This window comes from Streptomyces sp. NRRL S-1813, assembly GCF_000719605.1.
GTDB lineage: Bacteria > Actinomycetota > Actinomycetes > Streptomycetales > Streptomycetaceae > Streptomyces > Streptomyces decoyicus.
Genome location: NZ_JOHB01000001.1, coordinates 16,066 through 35,347, shown reverse-complemented (window position 1 = coordinate 35,347; position 19,282 = coordinate 16,066). Strand labels below are relative to the sequence as shown.

Genomic DNA, 19,282 nt, shown 5'->3' with positions numbered 1-19,282 from the left:
CCCGCCCCGGACCCGCTCAGAGCTGTTCGGGGCGGCGCTCCGTCAGCCCGTACTTCTGGGCGAGCGGGTTCCAGATCTGCGCCGCCTGCTTCTTGGCCGTGGTCGCCTGGCCGCTGGCCGCATTGCCCTGGGCGGTCTGCCTGCTCAGCCGGGCCTTGCCCTTGTGGCAGCCCTTCTTGCTGCCGACCTGGCCGGCCCAGGCCGCGTAATGGTTGTCCGCGGCGGCCGAGGACTGCCAGGCCTTGGTCAGCGCGGCGGTCAGCCGGTCATGGTTCGGCATCTTGTCGACGGGCAGCTGCTGGAGCCGCTTCACCAGGTCGTTGCGCTGGCCGGCCGCGGCCCGCAGGTCCTTGGCCGCGCCGCCGAGGTTGCTACAGGTCTTGATGCTGTTGACGGCGCCGATCACCGAGGAACGGCTGTTGTTGCTGTCGCCCAGCAGCGCGTCCAGGCCCTTGGCCTGCGCCTCGGCCGGGTCGGCGGACGGCTTCGGCTTCTCCGGGTCCTTGGCCGCCTTCGTCGTGCCGGCTCCGGAGTCCTCCTTCTTGGCGGTGTCCTCGCCGCTCCCGCCGCTCAGCGCCCAGCCGAGGCCGAGACCGGCCCCCGCGAGCGCCACGATGACGATGCCGACGATCGCGATCGGGGCGAACCGGCGGCGCCCGCCACCGTCGTCGTCGTACGAGGCCTGCTGGTCGTAGCCGCCGCCGGGCGGGAACTGCTGTCCGGGGCCCTGGCCCTGGTGGCCGTACGGGGGACGGCCCGGGTCCTCGAAGCGCGGCAGCTGTGCGGTGGAGTCCGGGGCGCCGGTCTGTCCGGGCGCGCCCGGACCGTCGCGGAACAGGCCGTCGAACTCAGCGGGGGTGGGACGGTCGCCGGGCGCGCCGGGGCGCACGCCGTACGGCGCGCCCGGCGGCGGGGGCGGCGCAGCGGCGCCCACCGGCGGGATGAGCTGGGTGGCCTCGGCGTCGCCCGCGCCCGGGGCGCCGGGCATCGGCTGCGACTGCGGCATCGGCCGGCCCTGGCCCTGGGGCCTTTGCCCGTTCGGCTTGATCGCGCGCAGCATCGTGGTGGATTCGTCGCGCGTCTCGGGCCGTGCGGACGCTTCGGGCGGCAGCGGCGCGGCACCGGGGCCGCCGGGCTGGGCACCGACGGGGGGAATGAGCGCGGTGGCCTCCGCGTCGCCCGCGGCGGGCGGGAGCAGCGCGCCGGTCTGCGGGGTCGCCCGCACCAGCTCTCCGGACGGGCCCTGGGGCTGCTGCCCGTACTGCTGCTGCGGCTGCTGGGCCTGCTGGCCGTACGGCTGCTGCGGGGGCTGCCGGCCGGAGCCGTACTGGCCCTCGGGCGGCAGTGCGCCGGGCGCACCCTGGCCGTGCTGGGCGCCGTTCGGTACGCCGTGCGGCATGAGCGCCGTCGCCTCGGCGGCCGAGTCGGCCGGGGGCAGCGGCCCGCCCGGCTGCTGGGGCGCCTGCTGCGGCATGGAGGGCGGCAGGGGCGGTGCCGGCGGCGGCCCCTGGGGCGCCTCCGGGAAGCCCTGGCCGCCCTGCGGCTGCGGCGGCATGGCGGCCTGGGGGTGCTGCGGCTGCGCCTGAGCCGGGTCGTAGCCCTGCTGCTGGTCCTGGCCGTAGCCCTGCTGCTGGCCTTGCCCGTAGCCCTGCTGCTGGCCCTGGCCGTAGCCCTGCTGCTGACCCTGGCCCTGGCCATAGCCCTGCTGCGGGGCGGACGGCTGGCCCTGGGCGGGCGCCTCTCCGTACGGCTGCGGGGCGGCGGCCTGCCGGTCCGGGCCCCAGGGCTGGCCCCACGGCTGGCCGGCCGGCGGTGCGGCCTGCTGGTCGGGCACCCACGGCTCACCGTTGGCGGGCAGCACAATGCCCTCTCGCGCGGGACCGGCCGCAGAATTCTGCGGGTCGTGACCCTGTCCGCTCTGCGTCACCGTGACTCCTACCAACATGCAGACCTACGGAATCGTCGGCTGCACGCTACCGGGTCGCAGCAACGTTCGACCACGTCGCCTGGTCACCACCCCCGCCCGCCCCGGGAACGCAGCGGGCGGGCCCCGCCCGCCGGCCCGCCCGGCGCCGTACGACAAACCCGGCGCCGCATGACAAAGCAGCCACCCCGCCGTCGCCGTCCCCTCGCCGCCCCGTCCCACGCGTGCCGCAGGCCCCTCGGGCGTTGTTCAGGCCGCCGTGGCCCGCAGCTCCAGCCGGGCGCTGAATTCCCGCACCACCGGTTCGTCCCTGAAGGGCTCCAAACGCAGCTGGAAGTCCTCCAGATACTCCGCTCCGCGGTCCGAACGCAGCCCGCTCAGCAGCTGCACCGCCTGGGTGCCCGTATGGCAGGCCTGCTCCACCTCCCGCTGCTGCGCCTGGGCGCCGGCCAGCAGCAGCAGACCGATGGCCCGCCGCCGCGCCCGGCCTTCCGGGTGCCCGTCCAGCGCTTCCTGCGCGCGCTGCCCGGCGGGTCCCGGCTGCCCCAGATCCCGGTGGCAGTGGGCGAGTTCATCGGCCAGATAGGCCTGGTCGAAGTGGGAGATCCAGACCGGGTCGTCGCCCGCGTCGGCGGCCGCTTCGGCGCGCTCCATCGCGGCGGCCGCGCGGCCGGCCACGACCTGGAAGGCCCGGCCGTCGCCCATCAGGGCATGTCCGCGCGCCTCCGCCGCGCAGAACATCGCCTCCACCCGCGGGGTGACATGGCCACGGGCGCCTTCCTGGGCGGCGCGCGCGAGTTGGGCGATCTCCCGGGGATTGCCGAGCGAGGCGGCCAGATGGCTCATGCTCGCGGCCAGGACATAGCCGCCGTAGCCGCGGTCACCGGCCGCCTGGGCCAGCCGCAGCGCCTGGATGTAGTAGCGCTGGGCGAGGCCGGGCTGACCGGTGTCGACGGCCATGTAGCCGCCCAGTTCCGTCAACCGCGCGACGGCGGCGAAGAGTTCCCGTCCGACGGACTCGCGGTACGAACCGGCCAGCAGGCCCGACACCACGCTGTTGAGGTAGTGCACGACGACCGGCCTGACATGCCCGGCGCCGAAGCGGTGGTCGAGTTCGCCGAGCGCGGTGGTCATGGCGCGCACCGCCTCGACGTCCGAGATCCCGACCCGGGCGCCGGCGTTCCGCGCGACCTGGCTGTCCGCGCCGGTGATCAGCCAGTCGCGGCTGGGCTCGACCAGCGCCGAGGCCGCGACCGTGGACCCACTGAGGAAGTCGCGCCGCCCGACATCGCTGCGCCACAGTTCACAGACCTGCTCGATCGCCCCGAGCACGGTCGGTGAGAACTGGAGCCCCACCCCGGACGCGAGGTTCTTGCCGTCGGCCATCCCGATCTCGTCGATGGTGACCGTGCGCCCCAGCTTGCGCCCCAGCGCCTCGGCGATGACGGCCGGAGCGCGGCCGCGCGGCTGCTGTCCGCGCAGCCATCTGGCCACCGAGGTCTTGTCGTAGCGGAGGTCGAGACCGTGTTCCGCACCGCACATGTTGACGCGGCGGGCGAGCCCCGCGTTGGAACAGGCGGCTTCCTGGATCAGCGCCTGGAGCCGTTCGTTGGGCTGCCGTGCGACGAGTGGCCTGGCGGCCATGCTTGTACCCCCTGTGTACTGCTGCGCGTTCACCGGCGAACGCCGTTCCTCGTGATCGATTCCCCGTGAATATGCCGGATATCCGAGAGATCCGAGATATGCGCGATAGGAGAGATCGGAGTGATACGCACTTTGCAGCGGATGCTCAGTTCTGAGCGTTTTGAGCCCTGTCCGGAGCATCCTCGGTGCGCTGCGCTCGTTCACGAGTAGGGAGGTGCGCGGTGCCGTGCACAGCTCGCGGCGCCGCCGTGCCGGGCTCCCCCCGGGTGCACTTCGGTCTGCCGCCGGGCGGCCTCTCCGCCCGTCACGCAGGTGGCTACCCGCTCCTCGGGCCCCGCCCGCATATGCGCCCCCACCGGTGCACCCATGCGCCCCACGTGCGAGAACGATGCGCCGGGGGGTCAGCCATCTGGCCGTAACCCTTGGTGACACCGGGAGTTGTCCTCTGCGTGGAAGAGACCATCCAAGTCACAGGAGCCCCGCAGATCCCCAAGCAGCGCGGCGAGCAGATGCTGGACACTGCGGTGCGTTACGCGGAAGAACGGCATTGGGACGTGTTCCCCGGCGCATGGCTGGAGCACGACGGCGAGACGCCGCGCTGCTCGTGCGGCGCCGGCGACTGCGCAGCGCCCGGCGCGCACCCCACCGCCCCCGGCTGGGCCGGACAGGCCAGCGGCAGCGCCACCGCCGTCCGCCGGATGTGGAGCAAGCAGCCGCGGGCCTCGATCCTGTTGCCGACGGGCCGGACGTTCGAGGCACTGGACGTCCCGGAGACCGCGGGCTGCCTGGCGCTGGCCCGTATGGAGCGGATGGCCCTGCCGCTCGGCCCGGTGACCCGCACCCCCGACCGCCGGATGCTCTTCCTCGTCCTCCCCGGCGCCTCGGTGAAGGTCCCGAAGCTCGTACGGAGCCTGGGCTGGGCGCCGGCCGCGCTCGATCTGGTCTGCCGCGGCGAGGGCGAGTACATCGCCGCACCGCCGACCCGGGTGGGGGCGCACGGCTCGGTGCAGTGGGCGCGCCGCCCCACCCCCGCCAACCGCTGGCTGCCGGACGCCGAGGAGCTGATCAGCCCGCTCGCGTACGCCTGCGCACGGGACGCGGTCGCGGTCCGCGGCCGCTGACCCCGGACCGGTCCGCTCCCCTTGTCCCCGGCGGCGTCCGCCACCCGGACGCCACCGGCACCCGCCCGTATCGTGGGATGCCGGACGGGGGCCAGGACGGCCCCTGCGGGGACGTCGAAGGGCAGGACCGGTGGCGAACGAGCCGGAACACATCGATCAGCGGGCCGAATCGGCACCGCCGCAGCGCACCACGGCTGCCTCTCCGGGCGGGCCGGCCGCGGCCCCCGGAGGCGGCGTGGCCGGCCCGCCCGCCGTACGTATCCAGGGTCTGTGGAAGAAGTTCGGCGAGCAGATCGCCGTCAACGGCATCGACCTGACACTGCCGGCCGGCCGCTTCATCGGACTGGTCGGCCCCAATGGCGCCGGCAAGACCACCACCCTCTCCATGGTGACGGGCCTGCTGCGGCCGGACGCCGGCGTGGTCGAGATCGGCGGGCAGGACGTCTGGCAGGACCCGGTGTCCGTCAAGTCGCGTATCGGGGTGCTGCCCGAGGGGCTGCGGCTCTTCGAGCGGCTGTCCGGCCGTGAACTCCTCGGCTACATAGGCCGGTTGCGCGGCCTGCCGGGCGACGAGGTCGACAAGCGGGCCGCACAGCTGCTGGACGTGCTCGATCTGGCGGGCGCACAGAACAAGCTGGTGGTGGACTACTCCACCGGTATGCGCAAGAAGATCGGGCTGGCGGCGGCGCTGCTGCACAACCCCGAGATCCTCTTCCTCGACGAGCCCTTCGAGGGCGTCGACCCGGTCTCGGCGCAGACCATCCGCGGCGTACTGGAGCGCTACACCGCCTCCGGGGCGACCGTGATCTTCTCCAGCCATGTGATGGAGCTGGTCGAGTCGCTGTGCGACTGGGTCGCGGTGATCGCCGCCGGGCGGATCCGTGCGGACGGCCCGCTCGCGGAGGTGCGCGGCGCGGCGCCCTCGCTCCAGGACGCCTTCCTCGAACTCGTCGGCGCACGGGAGCGCGGCGCGGGGCAGAACCTGGACTGGCTGGGCGGTGGCGGCGCCCGATGAGCACCGAATCCGCCGTGGCGGCTGCCCGCCCCGCCGCCGCACCGTCCCTGACCGGCGTCTTCGTCCGGCTGAAGCTGTCGCTGCTGCGCAACGGGCTGCGCCAGTCCACCGGGCGCGCGCTGGCGTATACCGGGTCCGTCATCGTCGGCCTGCTGTTCACCGCCGGTGTCGTGCTGGGGCTGATCGCGCTGCGCGGCACCCCGCATGCCGGTGCGCTGGTCGTGCTGCTCACCGGGATCCTCACCCTGGGCTGGGCGGTGATGCCGCTGTTCTTCCCCACGGGCGACGAGACGCTCGATCCGACCCGGCTGGTCATGCTGCCGCTGCGGCCGCGGCCGCTGATCGTCTCGCTGCTGGTGGCCTCGCTCGTCGGCATCGGCCCGGTCGTCACCCTCGCGCTGGTGACCGGCTCGGTGATCGCGGTCGCGGACGGGGCGGCCGCCGCGGTCGTGGCCGTGGTGGCCGTCGTCCTGGTGGTGCTGGTGTGCGTGTCGCTGGCGCGTGCGGTCGCCACCGCCTCGGTGCGGCTGCTGACCAGCCGCCGTGGCCGGGATCTCGCCGTGCTCAGCGGCCTGTTCATCGCCATCGGCGCGCAGGGCGTCAATATCGCCGCGCAGAAGCTGGGCCGGCCGGACGGACTGTCCGTGCTGGAGCCGCTGGGCACGGTGCTGCGCTGGGTGCCGCCGGCCTCGGCGGTCAGCGCCGTCGAGGACGCCGGGCACGGGGCGTGGGGGCGGGCGCTGGCCGGCCTGGCGCTGACGGCGCTGGCGCTGGTCCTGCTGCTGTGGTGGTGGCAGCGCACGCTGACCACCCTGATGACGTCCCCGGACTCCTCCACCCTCCAGGCGGTGGAGAAGGACAGCGCGCGCCGGGCCGGCAGCGGGGAGCGGGGGCTCGCGCGGCTGCTGCCGGACGGGCGGACCGGCACGGTCATGCTCCGTACGCTGCGCTACGCCTGGCGCGACCCCAAGTCGAAGATGGGGTGGGCGACCTCCATCGGCGTCGGCCTGCTGCTGCCGGTCGTCTCGGCCGTGCAGGACAACGGCAGCATCTATATGTCGTTCTCGGCAGCCGCGCTGCTCGGCACGCAGATGTACAACCAGTTCGGGCAGGACACCTCGGCGTTCTGGATGGTCGCCTCGACGATCTCCACCCCACGGGACGCCTATCAGGAGCTGCGGGCGCGCGCCTTCGCGCTGGCGCTGGTGGCCGTCCCGTACGTCACGCTGGTGGTCGCCGGCACCGCCGCCGTCATCGGGCCGTGGTCGGACTTCGTGGAGGTCTACGGGCTCTCGCTGGCGGTGCTGGGTGCGCTGCTCGCGACCGGGGCGCTGTCGTCGGCGCTCTTCCCGTACTCGATCCCCGCGGAGAGCAACAAGAACGTCGCGCCGGGACAGGGCGCGATCGCCTGGTTCAGCCTCTTCGGCGGGGTGCTGGTGGGCGCCGTGCTGTGCTCGCCGCTGCTGGGCCTGACCATCTGGCTGCATGTGGCGGGCCTGCACCATCTGTTGTGGGTGCTGCTGCCGATCGGTGCGGTCTACGGCGCGGGCGTCGCGGAGCTGGGGCTGCGCCTTGCGGCGCCCCGCGTGACGCGGCGGCTGCCGGAGATTCTGGCAGCGGTCAGCAAGGGCTGATGGCCCCGGGCGGGGCAGGACCGGCCGGTGCGAAGGGCCGGGTCCTGCCCCGCCGCGAAGTCCTCCACAGGCTGCACCGGCCGCTCGCGCGACGGCGGTGGCGGTGGCGGTGGCGGTGGCGGTGGCGTCATTGCCGCGGCCCGGGGGCGCGGGCCCTCAGCTGGGCACCGTGGCCGTACGGAGAAAGGGTTCGATGGCGGCGCACCATGCGTCGGGCTGTTCCCAGGGGAGCAGATGCCCGGCGTCCGGGATTTCGGCGTAGGCACCGCGAGGGAGCACCCGGACCATCTCCTGGGCCTCGGCGCGGCCCAGTTCGGCATCGAGGCCGCGGACGACGAGGGTGGGGCACGACACCTGGGCGAGCTCTTCCCAGTGGGCGTCATGCACCCAGGTCTCGCGGGCCGTGAGCATCTGCCGGCGGGAGAAGACGGGGCGCCAGCCGTCGGCGCGCTCGGCCATCACCTCGGCGAAGAACTCGCCGCGGGTGGGTCTGGGCCGCTCCAGGGTCGGGTCGTCCTCGCCGAACCACTTGCGGACATCCGCGAGGGTGGCGAACGGCAGCGGCCAGGACCGGAACCACTCGGTCCACTCATGCTGGGAGGCCGCCCCGAGCGCCGAGGCCCGCATATCGCAGATGACCAGCGCACTGACCAGATCCGGTCTTCGGGCCGCTAACTGCCACGCCGTCAGGGCGCCCATGGCATGCCCGACAAGGGCGACCGGGGCGAGGCCGAGCTGCTCGATGGCCGCGATGGCGTCATCGACATAGGCCTCGCGGTCGTACGGTCCCTCGGAGGGCTTCTCGCTGCGGCCGTGGCCCCGCTGATCCAGCGCGACGGGGCGGTGGCGTGCGCTCAAGCGGCGTGCGGTGGCCGCCCAGTGCGAGGCGCGGCCCATCAGGCCATGGAGGAGGAGTACGCCCGGCCGCTGTTCGCTCTCCTCCAGGCCGCCGCCGATCTTGGGCGGGTCGGCGAATTCCCAGGCGGCGAGGCGTACACCGCCCATCCCTGTCACATCGATGCGCTGAACCATGTGCCCTGGCACCCCCAATCGTCCCTTGAGCAGCTCCACACTATCGAACCCCTATTCGAACGCACCGTTCCGGCGCGCAATACCCCTCGTTCGAGTGACCTCGGTCAGTGATTGGCCGCGCCCGCCACGGGGAGACATCTGCCGGGAGGCGGGCCCTATCGGGAAGGGGGCCCGTGGGGGAAGACCCTGGGAGCTCGGGGCTCCGGGTCTTGGGTGGGGGACATGGGGAGGCAGGGCCCCGGCTGCTCGCAGCGCCGGGGCCCTGACTGTCTCCGTCTTGCATGGATGCATCCGAACCCCCTCCCCGGCCAGGACAGGCCGATGCATGGCCATGCGTCAGCGTGACACGAGCCCGGCCGTATCGCACGGATTCGCACAAGTCCGTTCAACCGGAAAGAACTTGCCCAGCCCTCTGAGGGCGCGTCGGCGCAGCTCAGCGGGTTCACGGGGGAGGCCGGGACGAAAGTGCGGAAAAGAAAGAGGCTGAAACTGATTTCAGCGCTTGGCGACAAACACGTGAGAGGCGATCTCGGAGTCCAGCTCGGCGGCCTCGCCGCTGCTGCCGACCAGCACCCCGGCCGGTGACTCCGTCACGCTCACCACCGCGCCCGGCTGCACACCGGCCCGCCGGAGGGTGTACATCAGCTGGGCGTCCGCCTGGATCGGCTCGCCGATCCGGCGCACGACGGCGGTCTTGCCCTCGGCCCCGGCGTCCAGATCCATCAGGCTCACCATGCCGGCGTCCAGGAACGGGTCGACCTCGGACTTCTCGCCGAGCTCCGCCAGCCCCGGGATGGGGTTGCCGTACGGCGACTCCGTGGGATGCCGCAGCAGTTCCAGGACACGGCGCTCGACCGCCTCGCTCATCACATGCTCCCAGCGACACGCCTCGGCGTGCACCTGCTCCCATTCGAGCCCGATGACGTCGACGAGCAGGCACTCGGCGAGGCGGTGCTTGCGCATCACCCGCGTCGCCAGCCGCCGGCCCTCCTCCGTCAGCTCCAGATGCCGGTCGCCCGCGACCGTCAGCAGTCCGTCGCGCTCCATGCGCGCCACCGTCTGGCTCACCGTCGGGCCGCTCTGTTCGAGCCGCTCCGCGATGCGGGCGCGCATAGGCACCACACCCTCCTCTTCCAGCTCGAGGACGGTGCGGAGATACATCTCCGTGGTGTCGATCAGTCCGGACATGCGTGCCCCTTGATGTGTGGTGCGGTGGCCCTGGACTCAATTCTGACGCATCTCACTGACAACGGTGCCGCCTCGTCCGTGCACCGGACCCTCACGGCCGTATTGACAGGGCACTGGTCCAGACCGCAACGTGATCCGCGCCACTGATCAGATACGACGAGATCCCACGAGATCCGACGAGAGGGGCCCGCGGCCATGGCTGAGAGCGACCGGAGCGACCGGCTGGCCGGGAAGTACTTCGACGCCGCGATCGACCTGCTGCGGCAGGTCCGCGACGAAGAGGGCGACCGGATCACCGCGGCCGGGCGGCTCATCGCGGACACCGTTGCGGCGGGCGGCCGGGTCTTCTCCTTCGGCGCCGGGCACTCCTCGCTCCCCGCGCAGGACACCGTCTACCGGGCGGGCGGTCTGGCCCTCATGAATCTGCTGTCCGTCCCGGGCGTGGTCGGCGTGGATGTACGGCCCGCGACGCTCGGCAGCGCGCTGGAGCGGGTCAACGGTCTGGCCGGGGCCGTCCTGGACACCAGCCCGCTGGAGGCGGGCGATGTGCTGGTGATCATCTCGCTCTCCGGGCGGAACGCGCTGCCCGTCGAAATGGCAATGAACGCCCGCGCCCTCGGCATCAAGGTCATCGGCGTGACGTCGGTGGCCTACGCGGACGCGACCAAGTCCCGGCATGTCTCCGGCAGCTTCCTCAAGGACCACTGCGACCTGGTGCTGGACAGCCGGATCACGGTGGGCGACGCGGAGTTGACGCTGCCGGGCATCGACGCGCCGTTCGCCCCCGCCTCCACGGTCGTCAGCAGCACGATCATGCAGGCCATGGTGGCGACGGCCGCGGGCACGCTCGCCGAGCGGGGCATCGACCCGCCGCTGCTGCGCTCCGGGAACGTCGACGGCGGGCACGACTGGAACGCCCGGGTGATGAGCGAGTACGCGGACCGGATCTTCTACCGGCAGTGAGCGGGCGGGTCTCCCACCGGAGCGGGCGTGTTCCCCCCGGAGCGGGCAGCTCTCTCCCCCCGGAGCTCAGGGCTCTTCGTCCGGCAGTGAACGGGCTGCCCGCTCAGAGCGACGCCGCGCCGGCGAGGTCCAGGGCCGTGGCGATCCGGGACGCGACCTCCTCCGCGTAGTCCGCGTCCGCGCGGTCGAAGGGACGGCGCGCGGGCGCCCGCAGAAACGTGGCGACGCCGAGGGTGCGGCCGCGGCTGCGCAGCACCACGCACAGACCGTGCACGGTGCCGTCCGGCCAGTTGCGGGCGGCCGCCCAACCGGCGGGCGAGGCGGGACCGGCGCTGGTGCGCACCGAACCGCGCCGCTCGTACGCCTGGAACGCCGGATGGCCCGGCACGTACGGCGTGGGAATGCCGGTCGCCGACAGCGTCTCCGAGGGGCCGGGCGAACCGGCCGGGGAGGCCAGCGTGCGCACCAGCCGGGGCGTGCCCCGCCGGGCGCGCCGGCCACGGTCCGCACCGGCGGCGCCGGCCTCCGGAGCGCCGGACGGCGGTGCGGCACCGCCCGCCGCGCCCGCCCCCTCGGACCCGCGGGACGCCTCGGCCGCCTCCCCTGCCGTGTCATACGCGTCGTCGTCCACGTCCGTGTCGTACGCGTCGTACGCATCGGCCTCGGCGACCGCACCGTACGGCCGCGGCGCAGGTGTCGCGGCGAGGTCGACCAGACCGTGGTCGGCGAAGCCCGCCAGGGCGAAGTCGAGGTGGACCGCGGCGGCTTCGGCCGGGTCCGGGCACTCCGCGGCCGCCCGGCCGGCGCGGTGCAGCTGATGGGCGCGGAAGCGCAGCAGCGAGCCGTCCGTTTCGGCCCGCTTGGCGTCCGTGACGTCCTGGAAGAGCCAGGCCACGCCCAGCGGCACCGGCTCCTCCGCCAGCGGGGAGGACAGCCGGACGAAACCGCTGCGCCAGCACCGGCGCGGCAGCTCGGCCTCCTCGGAGCGCAGCGTCACCCACAGGTCGGCGACGGCCTGCGGCGCGCCCTCGGCGAGGACATGCTGGAGGGCGCACTCCAGCTCCTCGACGCCCTGCGCCAGCAGCTCGCCCAGGGGGCGGCCCAGCAGGGCCGTGCGCCCCACGCCGAGAGCACGGGCGGCATGCGCGTTGACGACGGCGGGCCGCAGATCGGCGTCGATCAGCACCACGCCCCAGGACGCGTCCTCGAACAGCGCCTCGCTGAGCGCGATGGACCGCTCCAGGTCCATCTGGGTGTGCACCTCGCTGAAGGCGCAGTACACGCCCGCGACCCGGCCGCCGGGGACGCGGACCGCGGAGGACTGGGTGCGGACGAGAACGCGGTGGCCGTCCTTGGTCAGCAGGGCGAACTCGTGCACCTGGCGGCCCGGGGAGCGCATGGCGGCCGCGAGCGCGGCATCGATCGCGTCGGCGTCCTCCTTGCGGACCGCCCAGCCCGCCAGGCCCGTACGGCCGACGGCTTCGGTGGTGGTCCAGCCCAGGATGCGTTCGGCTTCGTGGTTCCAGTGCGTGACCGTGCCGTCCGCGGCGAAGGCGACCAGGGCGGCGTCCATGCCGTCCAGGAGCGCGGCCAGCAGACCGGAGTCATCGGTCTCGTCGGCGGAGCAGCGCGCCGCCGACGCAGAAGAAGCTGACGAAGCAGTCACTGGCACCCCTTACGAACGCGGCCGCACGTGCTCCACCTGGGAACATTCAACTGGAACGTGACACACCCCACAGCCGATTCGCGGAAATCGTTGCTAACGGGAAATTCCCTTGTGTGCGGCCGGACGGCTTCCTAATGTGTGGAGCACACGAGAAGGGAGGTGGTTCGGCCAATGATTTCGCACCGGACGCGTGAGGTGGCTGCGGGCTAGCGGCCCGTCGCTTCACCCGAAGTGCAGCGCCGGACCAGCGCATACTGCAGATGCGCAGCCGGCCAATCCCAAGCAGTCACCCGACCCGCGGGCTGCCGGTTCGTCCGACCGGCCCTCTGCGCCACCGAGCGCGGAGGAACCAGCCCGCGGGTCGTCTGCGTCTGCCCACCACGGGCAGCCGCGAAGGGCGACGGGCGTGCCGTCAGGCAAACGGGCCCGCGTCAGGGCGCCAGGCGCTCCACCCTCCAGGAACCGTCCTCGCGGACATACCGCAGCCGGTCGTGCAGCCGGTTGAGCCGGCCCTGCCAGAATTCGATCGACTCGGCGGCGATCCGGTAGCCGCCCCAGTGCGGCGGCGCAGGCACCTGCTCGCCCTCCGGGTAGCGGGCCGCCAATTCCTCGTAGGCGCGCTCCAGTTCGTCGCGCGAGGCGACCGGCGCGGACTGGTCGCTGGCCCAGGCGCCCAGCTGGGAGCCGTGCGGGCGGCTACGGAAGTAGGCGGCGGTCTCGTCCCGGCCGATGCGTTCCGCGGTGCCGGTCACCACGACCTGACGGGCGAGCGGGTGCCAGGGGAACAGCAGCGACACGGCCGGATTTGCGGCCAGTTCACGACCCTTCCGGCTGTTGTAGTTGGTGAAGAACACAAAGCCGCGGTCGTCGAACGCCTTGAGCAGGACGGTCCGTGAGCTCGGCCGGCCGGCGGCGTCCGCCGTCGAGACGACCATGGCGTTCGGCTCGTGCAGGCCGGCCACGGTCGCGTCCTTGAACCAGCGCGCGAACTGGTCATACGGGCTGGCGGCGAGGTCGGACTCGACGAGTCCCTCGGCGCGGTAATGCGCACGCATGGAGGAGGGATCGGGGGTCTCGGCATGAGGCGCGTCGGCGGGGTGCACGGCCTCATCTTGCAACATCGGGCCCGGCGCGGTCAGCCGGGAGGGGCGGAAGTCTGCCCCTAGTCGACCAGCCGTAACCCTCCCGTCGGCAGATCGACCATTGTGCCGAGTCTCACGCCTCCCCGCAGGTAGGAGACCCGCCAGAATGAGGGGGCGGAGCACTGTGGCCTCCGGACAGGGAGAGCTATCGTGTCCGTCCGGCCTGAAGGACGCACCACTTTGAACCTGCTTGCCCACGGTCCGACCCACCGCGGGCAAGACCGCCGCGTGCCCCACGTCCTGGCGGGGCATCACCGGCGTGACCGGTACGGACCGCGAGCTGCCCGGCGCAGCCGCGTAACCGCACCGGGACCGCACCGCACACCTGAGACCCGACCGCACGGCAGCCGGTCACGGACCGTTTGCCGTCCCCATCTTGAGGAGCTGCCTGATGTCCGACTTCGTACCCGGACTCGAGGGAATCATCGCGTTCGAGACGGAGATCGCCGAACCGGATAAGGAGGGTGGCTCGCTCCGCTATCGCGGGGTCGACATCGAGGATCTCGTCGGGAAGGTGTCCTTCGGAAACGTCTGGGGGCTGCTGGTCGACGGGGCGTTCAATCCTGGTCTGCCGCCCGCCGAGCCGTTCCCGATTCCGGTGCACTCCGGCGACATCCGGGTCGATGTGCAGTCGGCGCTCGCCATGCTCGCGCCCGTTTGGGGCCTGAAGCCGCTGCTGGACATCGACGAGGCGACGGCCCGTGACAACCTTGCCCGGGCCGCGGTCATGGCCCTGTCGTACGTGGCGCAGTCGGCGCGCGGGCCGGGCCTGCCGATGGTGCCGCAGAAGGAGATCGACACGGCGGAGACCGTCGTGGAGCGCTTCATGAAGCGCTGGCGCGGGGAGCCCGACCCCCAGCACGTCAAGGCCGTCGACGCCTACTGGACCTCGGCCGCCGAGCACGGCATGAACCCCTCCACCTTCACCGCCCGGTCCATCGCCTCCACGGGCGCGGATGTGGCGGCCGCGCTGTCCGGCGCGGTCGGTGCGATGTCCGGTCCGCTGCACGGCGGTGCGCCCTCCCGCGTCCTCGGCATGATCGAGGAGATCGAGCGGTCCGGCGACGCGTCCGCGTATGTCCGGCAGGCGCTGGACAAAGGCGAGCGGCTGATGGGCTTCGGCCACCGCGTCTACCGCGCCGAGGACCCGCGGGCGCGGGTGCTGCGACGGACCGCCAAGGAGCTGGGCGCCCCGCGCTTCGAGGTCGCCGAGGCACTGGAGAAAGCCGCGCTGGACGAGCTGCGCAGCCGCCGCCCCGACCGGGTGCTGGCCACCAACGTCGAGTTCTGGGCGGCCATCGTCCTGGACTTTGCCGAGGTCCCGGCGCACATGTTCACCTCGATGTTCACCTGCGCCCGCACGGCCGGCTGGAGCGCGCACATCCTGGAACAGAAGCGGACGGGCCGACTGGTGCGGCCGTCGGCCCGGTACGTGGGGCCTGCGGCGCGCGGCCCGCAGGAGATCGCGGGGTACGAGGGCCTCGCGGCGCGTTGATCCCACGTTTTTGGTTTTCCCGCCGTGGGGGTTGTTCGCCGTTGCGCCTGCGGCGGGCGGGTCCGTGGTTGTCGGGTGCGGTGACGGACCTCCGGGGCCGGTGTGTGGGACTGCTTCGCTTTACGTCCCACACACCGGCCCCTCCGGCCCGTCCCCTCCCGTGAGTGGGGGCGGGCCACCGACGTGGCCGTTTCCATGTGATCCACAAGGAGCACCCGAGCACCCCCACCAGCCTTCCCTCATCCCCCAACGGGAGGGGACGCGCCGCAGGACGAAGTCCGGAGGAGCGGCACCGCACCCGACAGCCCCGCGCAGCGACCCGGCCCGCCGCAGGCGCAACGGCGGGACAGCCAAAAACGTGGGGCGCACGGCGAAGCGCAGCGGACCGGCCCGCCGCAGGCGCAACGGCGGGACAGCCGACAACGTGGGAAGGCCGCTACGCGGCAGAACCGCTGAGCTGAGAGTCGATGATCTTGGCCCACTGTTCGACGACCCGGTCGCGACGAGCCGAGTCATCGGTCAGCAGGTTGGCGAGCCCCAGCCCCCGGGCCATATCCAGCAGTCCCTGGACCGTCTCCCGGACGCCGGGCACCGCCTCGTCGGCGTCCAGCAGCGTCACCGCCGTACGGTGGGCCTCCCGGCCGACGCGGGCCTCCAGGGCGGTGACCCGCTCACGCAGCTGGTCCTCGTCGGAGGCGGCCACCCACAGGTGCAGCGCGGCGCGGAACAGCGGCCCCGTGTAGAGGCCGACGAGCTCCTCGACGATGATCCAGGTGCGGGCGACGGAACCGGCCGGCGGCAGGTTGTGGGCGACGGCCTTGACCGCGCCCTGGCGCTTCTCCGCGACATGTTCGACGGCCGCCGTGAAGAGGTCCTCGCGGGTGCGGAAGTGGTGCTGGGCGGCGCCCCGGGAGACCCCTGCCCGCTCGGCGACCACGGAGACCGTGCTGCCGCTCCAGCCGCGCTCCGCCAGACAGGAGACGGCGGCCTCCAGCAGTTTGAGGCGGGTGGCGCGGCTGCGTTCCTGCTGGGGCTGTTTGGGGCCGCGGGCGGGGGTCAGCGCGCCCATGCCGGGGCCCGCCGTTCCAGGAAGGCGGTCATGCCCTCGCGGGCCTCGGCGGAGCCGAACAGCCGGGCGGACTGTTCGGCGAGCGCCTCGGTGTCGCGGTCGAAGGCGGCCAGTACCTCGGCGGTGACCAGCTTCTTCGACTCGGCCAGGCCCTGTGGAGAGCCCTTGCGCAGCCCGTCCAGTACGGGGGCCAGGCCGGTGTCGACGTCGTCGGCAGTGAGCGTGACCAGGCCGATCCTGGCCGCCTCGGCCGGGCCGAACTTCTCGCCGGTCAGGTAGTAGCGGGCCGCGGCGCGGGGGTCGAGCCGCGGCAGCAGCGGCAGGGAGATGACGGCGGGGGCGAGGCCGAGGCGGGCCTCGGTGAACGCGAAGGTGGTGTCCGGACCGGCCGCGGAGATGTCGCAGGCACCGAGCAGGCCGAGGCCCCCGGCGCGGACGTGGCCGGTGACCCGGGCGACGACCGGTTTGGGCAGCTCCACGAGGGCGCGGAGCAGCCGGGCCAGGCCGAGCGGGCCGTCCTTCGCCGCGCCCGAGGTGGCCTCGGAGAGGTCCGCGCCGGCGCAGAACGTGCCGCCGGTGTGGGTGAGGACGACGGCGCGGGTGGCGTCGTCGGCCGCGGCGTCTTCGAGTGCCTGGTGCAGTTCGGCGACCAGGCGGGCGGAGAGGGCGTTGCGGTTGTGCGGGGAGTCCAGGGTGAGGGTGGTGATGCCGTGTTCGTGGGAACGCGGCACGAGCGGTGTCGCGGGTGCGTCGGTCATCGGGCCGTCGAACTCCTTTCCCTGGCGCGCAGTTCGCGCCGCAGGATCTTTCCGGTGGTGGCGCGCGGCACGCTGTCCAGGAATTCCACGCGGCGCACTTTTTTGTACGGGGCGACTCGTCCGGCAACGTACGCGATCACCTCGTCCGCGCTCAGCCGGGCCCCCCGCTGCCGCACCACGAACGCCGTGGGCACCTCGTTGCCGTCCTCGTCCTGGACTCCGATGACCGCCGCGTCGGCGATCGCGTCGTGGGTGAGCAGCAGCGCTTCGAGGTCGGCGGGGGCGAGGCGACCTGGTAGCCCTTTTGGCGTCCTCCCCGCCAAGGTCGGCGAGGATTCCCTTTCTCAGGGGTTTCGGCCGGTCGCCCGGCTTACAGGTTCCTGCTTCGTGGACCGGCTGATGCCGAGGTCTCCACAGGCTGGGAACGTGAGCCCCGCGTCCCCTTGGTTCTTGGCCGCGTTCACGTCGGCGTGGTCCCGGTGCCCGCAGGCAGTGCACTCAAAAACCGCTTGGCTCTTGCGGCTTTTCGCGTCCACGTGCCCGCACCGGTTGCACGTCTGAGACGTGTAGGCGGGGTTGACGAGAAGAATCCGACTGCCCGTGTGGCGAGCAGCGCTCCGCAGTGCGAGTTCCAGCTTGTGCCAACCCTTGTCGAGGATGGCACGGTTGAGTCCGGCTTTCTGTTCGCGGATCCCTTCTTCTGCCGGACCAGCTTTTGTTGCAGCCTTCGGTACCGAGCCGTCTCGTGCGGAGCGATGAATTGCCGGTCGTGGAAGGTGCCATCGCTGGTGACGGCCGCGACCGTCACGCCCCGATCGATACCGACAGCGGTGTCCGGCATCGCATGCGTCCGGGGAGTCTCGCACCCTTCGGCCACGAGGAAGGACACGAACCATTGACTGCCCTTCCGGCCAACGGTCGCTGAACGGATCTCTCCGCCGAGAGGACGAGACCAGCGAAATCGGAGCCATCCCAGCTTGGGAAGCTTGGCACGCGCCCACTTGCGGCCCAGCCGCTCCACCGTGATGAGGTTGCCGACCGGGAAGCGGAACGACGGAGACCATCGCGCCTTCGAGCGCCACCGGACGCCGAAGGTACCGTGTGCATTACAGGCCCGATCAAGATCCCGGAGGGTCTGCTGGAGTACCTGTGCCGGCGCAGCCTTTAGCCAGGGGTGTTCACGCTTGGCCTCAGCGAGTTCGGCGGTCTGTGGCACGTAGTTCATCCATGCCCCGCGCCGACGGTACTCCCTGCGCTGTTCGAGGCCGGTGTTCCACACGGCGCGACAGATGTCACCGAACTCTAGGCATTGCTTGGACTGTTCATCCGTCAGCTCAAGCCGGTACCTGCGGCCCGACAGCATGGAAAGACCCCTTCCAAATGATGCGACCACGCTAGCGCGAACCACTGACAACGCAGCAGGCTCCGCAAGCGACTCCGCTTCCTCGACAAGCGCAGTCCCGCCCTCAGTACGACTTGGGCAGCCCCAGCGACTGGTGCGAGACAAAGTTGAGGATCATCTCGCGGCTGACCGGCGCGATCCTCGCCACCCGGGCGGCTGTGACCATCGAGGCGAGGCCGTACTCCTGGGTGAGGCCGTTGCCGCCGAGGGTGTGGACGGCCTGGTCGACGGCGTGGACCGCGGCCTCGGCGGCCGCGTACTTGGCCATGTTGGCGGCCTCGCCCGCGCCCATGTCGTCGCCCGCGTCGTAGAGATGGGCCGCCTTCTGCATCATCAACCGGGCCAGTTCCAGCTCGATATGGGCCTGGGCCAGCGGATGGGCGAGGGCCTGGTGGGCGCCGATGGGCTCCTTCCACACCTGGCGGGTACGGGCGTAGTCGAGGGCCCGGCCGAGCGCGTAGCGGCCCATCCCCAGGGCGAACGCGGCGGTCATGATCCGCTCCGGGTTGAGTCCCGCGAAGAGCTGGAGGAGTCCGGCGTCCTCGTCACCGACCAGCGCCTCGGCGGGCAGCCGGACCTCGTCCAGGGTCAGCTCGAACTGCTTCTCCGGGGCGGCGAGTTCCATCGCTATCGGGCTGCGGCCGAAGCCGGGGGTCTCGCGCGGGACGATGAACAGGCAGGGCTTGAGGCGGCCGGTGCGGGCGTCCTCGGTGCGGCCGACGATCAGGGTGGCGTCGGCGATGTCGACGCCCGAGATGAACACCTTGCGGCCGTTGAGGACCCAGTCCCCGCCGTCCTTGCGGGCGGTGGTCGTGATGCGGTGCGAGTTGGAACCGGCGTCCGGTTCGGTGATGCCGAAGGCCATCTTGCGGGAGCCGTCGGCCAGGCCCGGGAGCCAGGCCCGCTTCTGCTCCTCGGTGCCGAACCGGGCGATGACCGTGCCGCAGATGGCGGGCGAGACGACCAGCATCAGCAGCGGACAGCCGGCCGCCCCCAACTCCTCCAGCACCATGGAGAGTTCGACGATGCCGCCGCCTCCGCCGCCGTACTCCTCGGGGAGGTTGACGCCGAGGTAGCCGAGTTTGGCGGCCTCCGCCCAGAGTTCGTCGGTGTGTGCGCCCTCGGCCACGACACGGGCGAAGTATTCGCGGCCGTAGCGCTTGCCGAGCGCGGCGACGGCGTCGCGCAGGGCGCGGTGTTCCTCGGTCTCGATCACAGGGTTGCTCATG

The 19,282-nt window shown here is 72.4% G+C and carries 15 protein-coding genes and 2 pseudogenes; 5 read left to right on the top strand and 12 right to left on the bottom strand.

What is annotated here, in order from left to right:
* Positions 1-16: 16 nt before the first annotated feature.
* A complete protein-coding gene (locus tag IF67_RS0100135) occupies positions 17-1,927 on the bottom strand; it encodes a hypothetical protein (RefSeq protein WP_234340933.1) in 1,911 nt (636 codons plus the stop codon).
* A gap of 246 nt (positions 1,928-2,173) precedes the next feature.
* Entirely contained in the window at positions 2,174-3,568 is a 1,395-nt protein-coding gene (locus IF67_RS0100130; RefSeq protein ID WP_030981106.1) for a hypothetical protein, read from the bottom strand.
* A gap of 449 nt (positions 3,569-4,017) precedes the next feature.
* Between IF67_RS0100130 and IF67_RS0100125 the strand changes: the two genes are divergently transcribed.
* The 3 genes from IF67_RS0100125 to IF67_RS0100115 all read left to right on the top strand — a co-directional run bounded on the left by IF67_RS0100125 (position 4,018) and on the right by IF67_RS0100115 (position 7,338).
* Positions 4,018-4,689 carry a bifunctional DNA primase/polymerase gene (locus tag IF67_RS0100125; RefSeq protein WP_030981105.1) on the top strand — a complete coding sequence of 224 codons (672 nt, stop codon included), beginning with the start codon at positions 4,018-4,020 and terminating at the stop codon, positions 4,687-4,689.
* A 130-nt stretch (positions 4,690-4,819) separates the two neighbouring features.
* On the top strand, positions 4,820-5,704 hold the full coding sequence (locus IF67_RS0100120) for an ABC transporter ATP-binding protein (protein WP_030981104.1): 885 nt from the start codon (positions 4,820-4,822) through the stop codon (positions 5,702-5,704).
* A complete protein-coding gene (locus tag IF67_RS0100115) occupies positions 5,701-7,338 on the top strand; it encodes a hypothetical protein (RefSeq protein WP_030981103.1) in 1,638 nt (545 codons plus the stop codon). Before IF67_RS0100120 ends, IF67_RS0100115 begins: the two co-directional genes overlap by 4 nt.
* Positions 7,339-7,494: 156 nt before the next feature.
* Here the strand turns inward: IF67_RS0100115 and IF67_RS0100110 are convergent, their stop codons facing one another.
* Together IF67_RS0100110 and IF67_RS0100105 are read right to left on the bottom strand one after the other, a co-directional pair.
* A complete protein-coding gene (locus IF67_RS0100110; RefSeq protein WP_030981102.1) occupies positions 7,495-8,370 on the bottom strand; it encodes an alpha/beta fold hydrolase in 876 nt (291 codons plus the stop codon).
* A gap of 495 nt (positions 8,371-8,865) precedes the next feature.
* A complete protein-coding gene (locus IF67_RS0100105; RefSeq protein ID WP_030981101.1) occupies positions 8,866-9,558 on the bottom strand; it encodes a metal-dependent transcriptional regulator in 693 nt (230 codons plus the stop codon).
* A gap of 195 nt (positions 9,559-9,753) precedes the next feature.
* On the opposite strand from IF67_RS0100105, the gene IF67_RS0100100 reads away from it, so the two are divergent.
* Positions 9,754-10,521, top strand: a complete 768-nt coding sequence (locus IF67_RS0100100; RefSeq protein ID WP_030981100.1) for an SIS domain-containing protein — start codon at positions 9,754-9,756, stop codon at positions 10,519-10,521.
* Between the two features lie 103 nt (positions 10,522-10,624).
* On the opposite strand, the gene IF67_RS0100095 is transcribed toward IF67_RS0100100, so the two are convergent.
* Complete coding sequence (locus tag IF67_RS0100095; protein ID WP_030981099.1) at positions 10,625-12,187, bottom strand: PAS domain-containing protein; 1,563 nt, start codon at positions 12,185-12,187, stop codon at positions 10,625-10,627.
* Between the two features lie 431 nt (positions 12,188-12,618).
* A complete protein-coding gene (pdxH, locus tag IF67_RS0100090) occupies positions 12,619-13,242 on the bottom strand; it encodes a pyridoxamine 5'-phosphate oxidase (RefSeq protein ID WP_037838662.1) in 624 nt (207 codons plus the stop codon).
* 478 nt (positions 13,243-13,720) lie between these two features.
* Between pdxH and IF67_RS0100080 the strand changes: the two genes are divergently transcribed.
* A complete protein-coding gene (locus IF67_RS0100080) occupies positions 13,721-14,824 on the top strand; it encodes a citrate synthase 2 (RefSeq protein ID WP_030981097.1) in 1,104 nt (367 codons plus the stop codon).
* Between the two features lie 436 nt (positions 14,825-15,260).
* Here IF67_RS0100080 and IF67_RS0100075 read toward each other — a convergent pair whose 3' ends face one another.
* From IF67_RS0100075 to IF67_RS0100060, 6 genes and pseudogenes are all read right to left on the bottom strand, one after another.
* Complete coding sequence (locus IF67_RS0100075) at positions 15,261-15,893, bottom strand: TetR/AcrR family transcriptional regulator (RefSeq protein WP_030981096.1); 633 nt, start codon at positions 15,891-15,893, stop codon at positions 15,261-15,263.
* Positions 15,881-16,651, bottom strand: coding sequence for an enoyl-CoA hydratase family protein (locus IF67_RS0100070; RefSeq protein ID WP_030981095.1), 771 nt, complete (start codon positions 16,649-16,651; stop codon positions 15,881-15,883). The genes IF67_RS0100075 and IF67_RS0100070 overlap by 13 nt, the downstream gene beginning before the upstream one ends.
* A pseudogene (locus IF67_RS0100065) lies at positions 16,648-16,941 on the bottom strand (AMP-binding enzyme); the annotation flags it as partial. The gene IF67_RS0100070 and the pseudogene IF67_RS0100065, both read right to left, overlap by 4 nt.
* A gap of 54 nt (positions 16,942-16,995) precedes the next feature.
* Positions 16,996-17,241, bottom strand: a complete 246-nt coding sequence (locus IF67_RS44550) for a transposase (protein ID WP_234340961.1) — start codon at positions 17,239-17,241, stop codon at positions 16,996-16,998.
* Between the two features lie 146 nt (positions 17,242-17,387).
* A pseudogene (locus IF67_RS44545) lies at positions 17,388-18,014 on the bottom strand (RNA-guided endonuclease InsQ/TnpB family protein); the annotation flags it as partial.
* Positions 18,015-18,117: 103 nt separating this feature from the next.
* On the bottom strand, positions 18,118-19,281 hold the full coding sequence (locus tag IF67_RS0100060) for an acyl-CoA dehydrogenase family protein (RefSeq protein WP_030981093.1): 1,164 nt from the start codon (positions 19,279-19,281) through the stop codon (positions 18,118-18,120).
* Position 19,282 lies beyond the last annotated feature (1 nt).

Excerpts from the sequence above, each read along its gene's own strand:
- IF67_RS0100130 (WP_030981106.1), bottom strand. The coding sequence starts at position 3,568 with ATGGCCGCCAGGCCACTCGTCGCACGGCAGCCCAACGAACGGCTCCAG.
- IF67_RS0100115 (WP_030981103.1), top strand. The coding sequence starts at position 5,701 with ATGAGCACCGAATCCGCCGTGGCGGCTGCCCGCCCCGCCGCCGCACCG.
- IF67_RS0100110 (WP_030981102.1), bottom strand. The coding sequence starts at position 8,370 with ATGGTTCAGCGCATCGATGTGACAGGGATGGGCGGTGTACGCCTCGCC.
- IF67_RS0100105 (WP_030981101.1), bottom strand. The coding sequence starts at position 9,558 with ATGTCCGGACTGATCGACACCACGGAGATGTATCTCCGCACCGTCCTC.
- IF67_RS0100100 (WP_030981100.1), top strand. The coding sequence starts at position 9,754 with ATGGCTGAGAGCGACCGGAGCGACCGGCTGGCCGGGAAGTACTTCGAC.
- pdxH (WP_037838662.1), bottom strand. The coding sequence starts at position 13,242 with ATGCGTGCGCATTACCGCGCCGAGGGACTCGTCGAGTCCGACCTCGCC.
- IF67_RS0100080 (WP_030981097.1), top strand. The coding sequence starts at position 13,721 with ATGTCCGACTTCGTACCCGGACTCGAGGGAATCATCGCGTTCGAGACG.
- IF67_RS0100075 (WP_030981096.1), bottom strand. The coding sequence starts at position 15,893 with ATGGGCGCGCTGACCCCCGCCCGCGGCCCCAAACAGCCCCAGCAGGAA.
- IF67_RS0100070 (WP_030981095.1), bottom strand. The coding sequence starts at position 16,651 with ATGACCGACGCACCCGCGACACCGCTCGTGCCGCGTTCCCACGAACAC.
- IF67_RS0100060 (WP_030981093.1), bottom strand. The coding sequence starts at position 19,281 with ATGAGCAACCCTGTGATCGAGACCGAGGAACACCGCGCCCTGCGCGAC.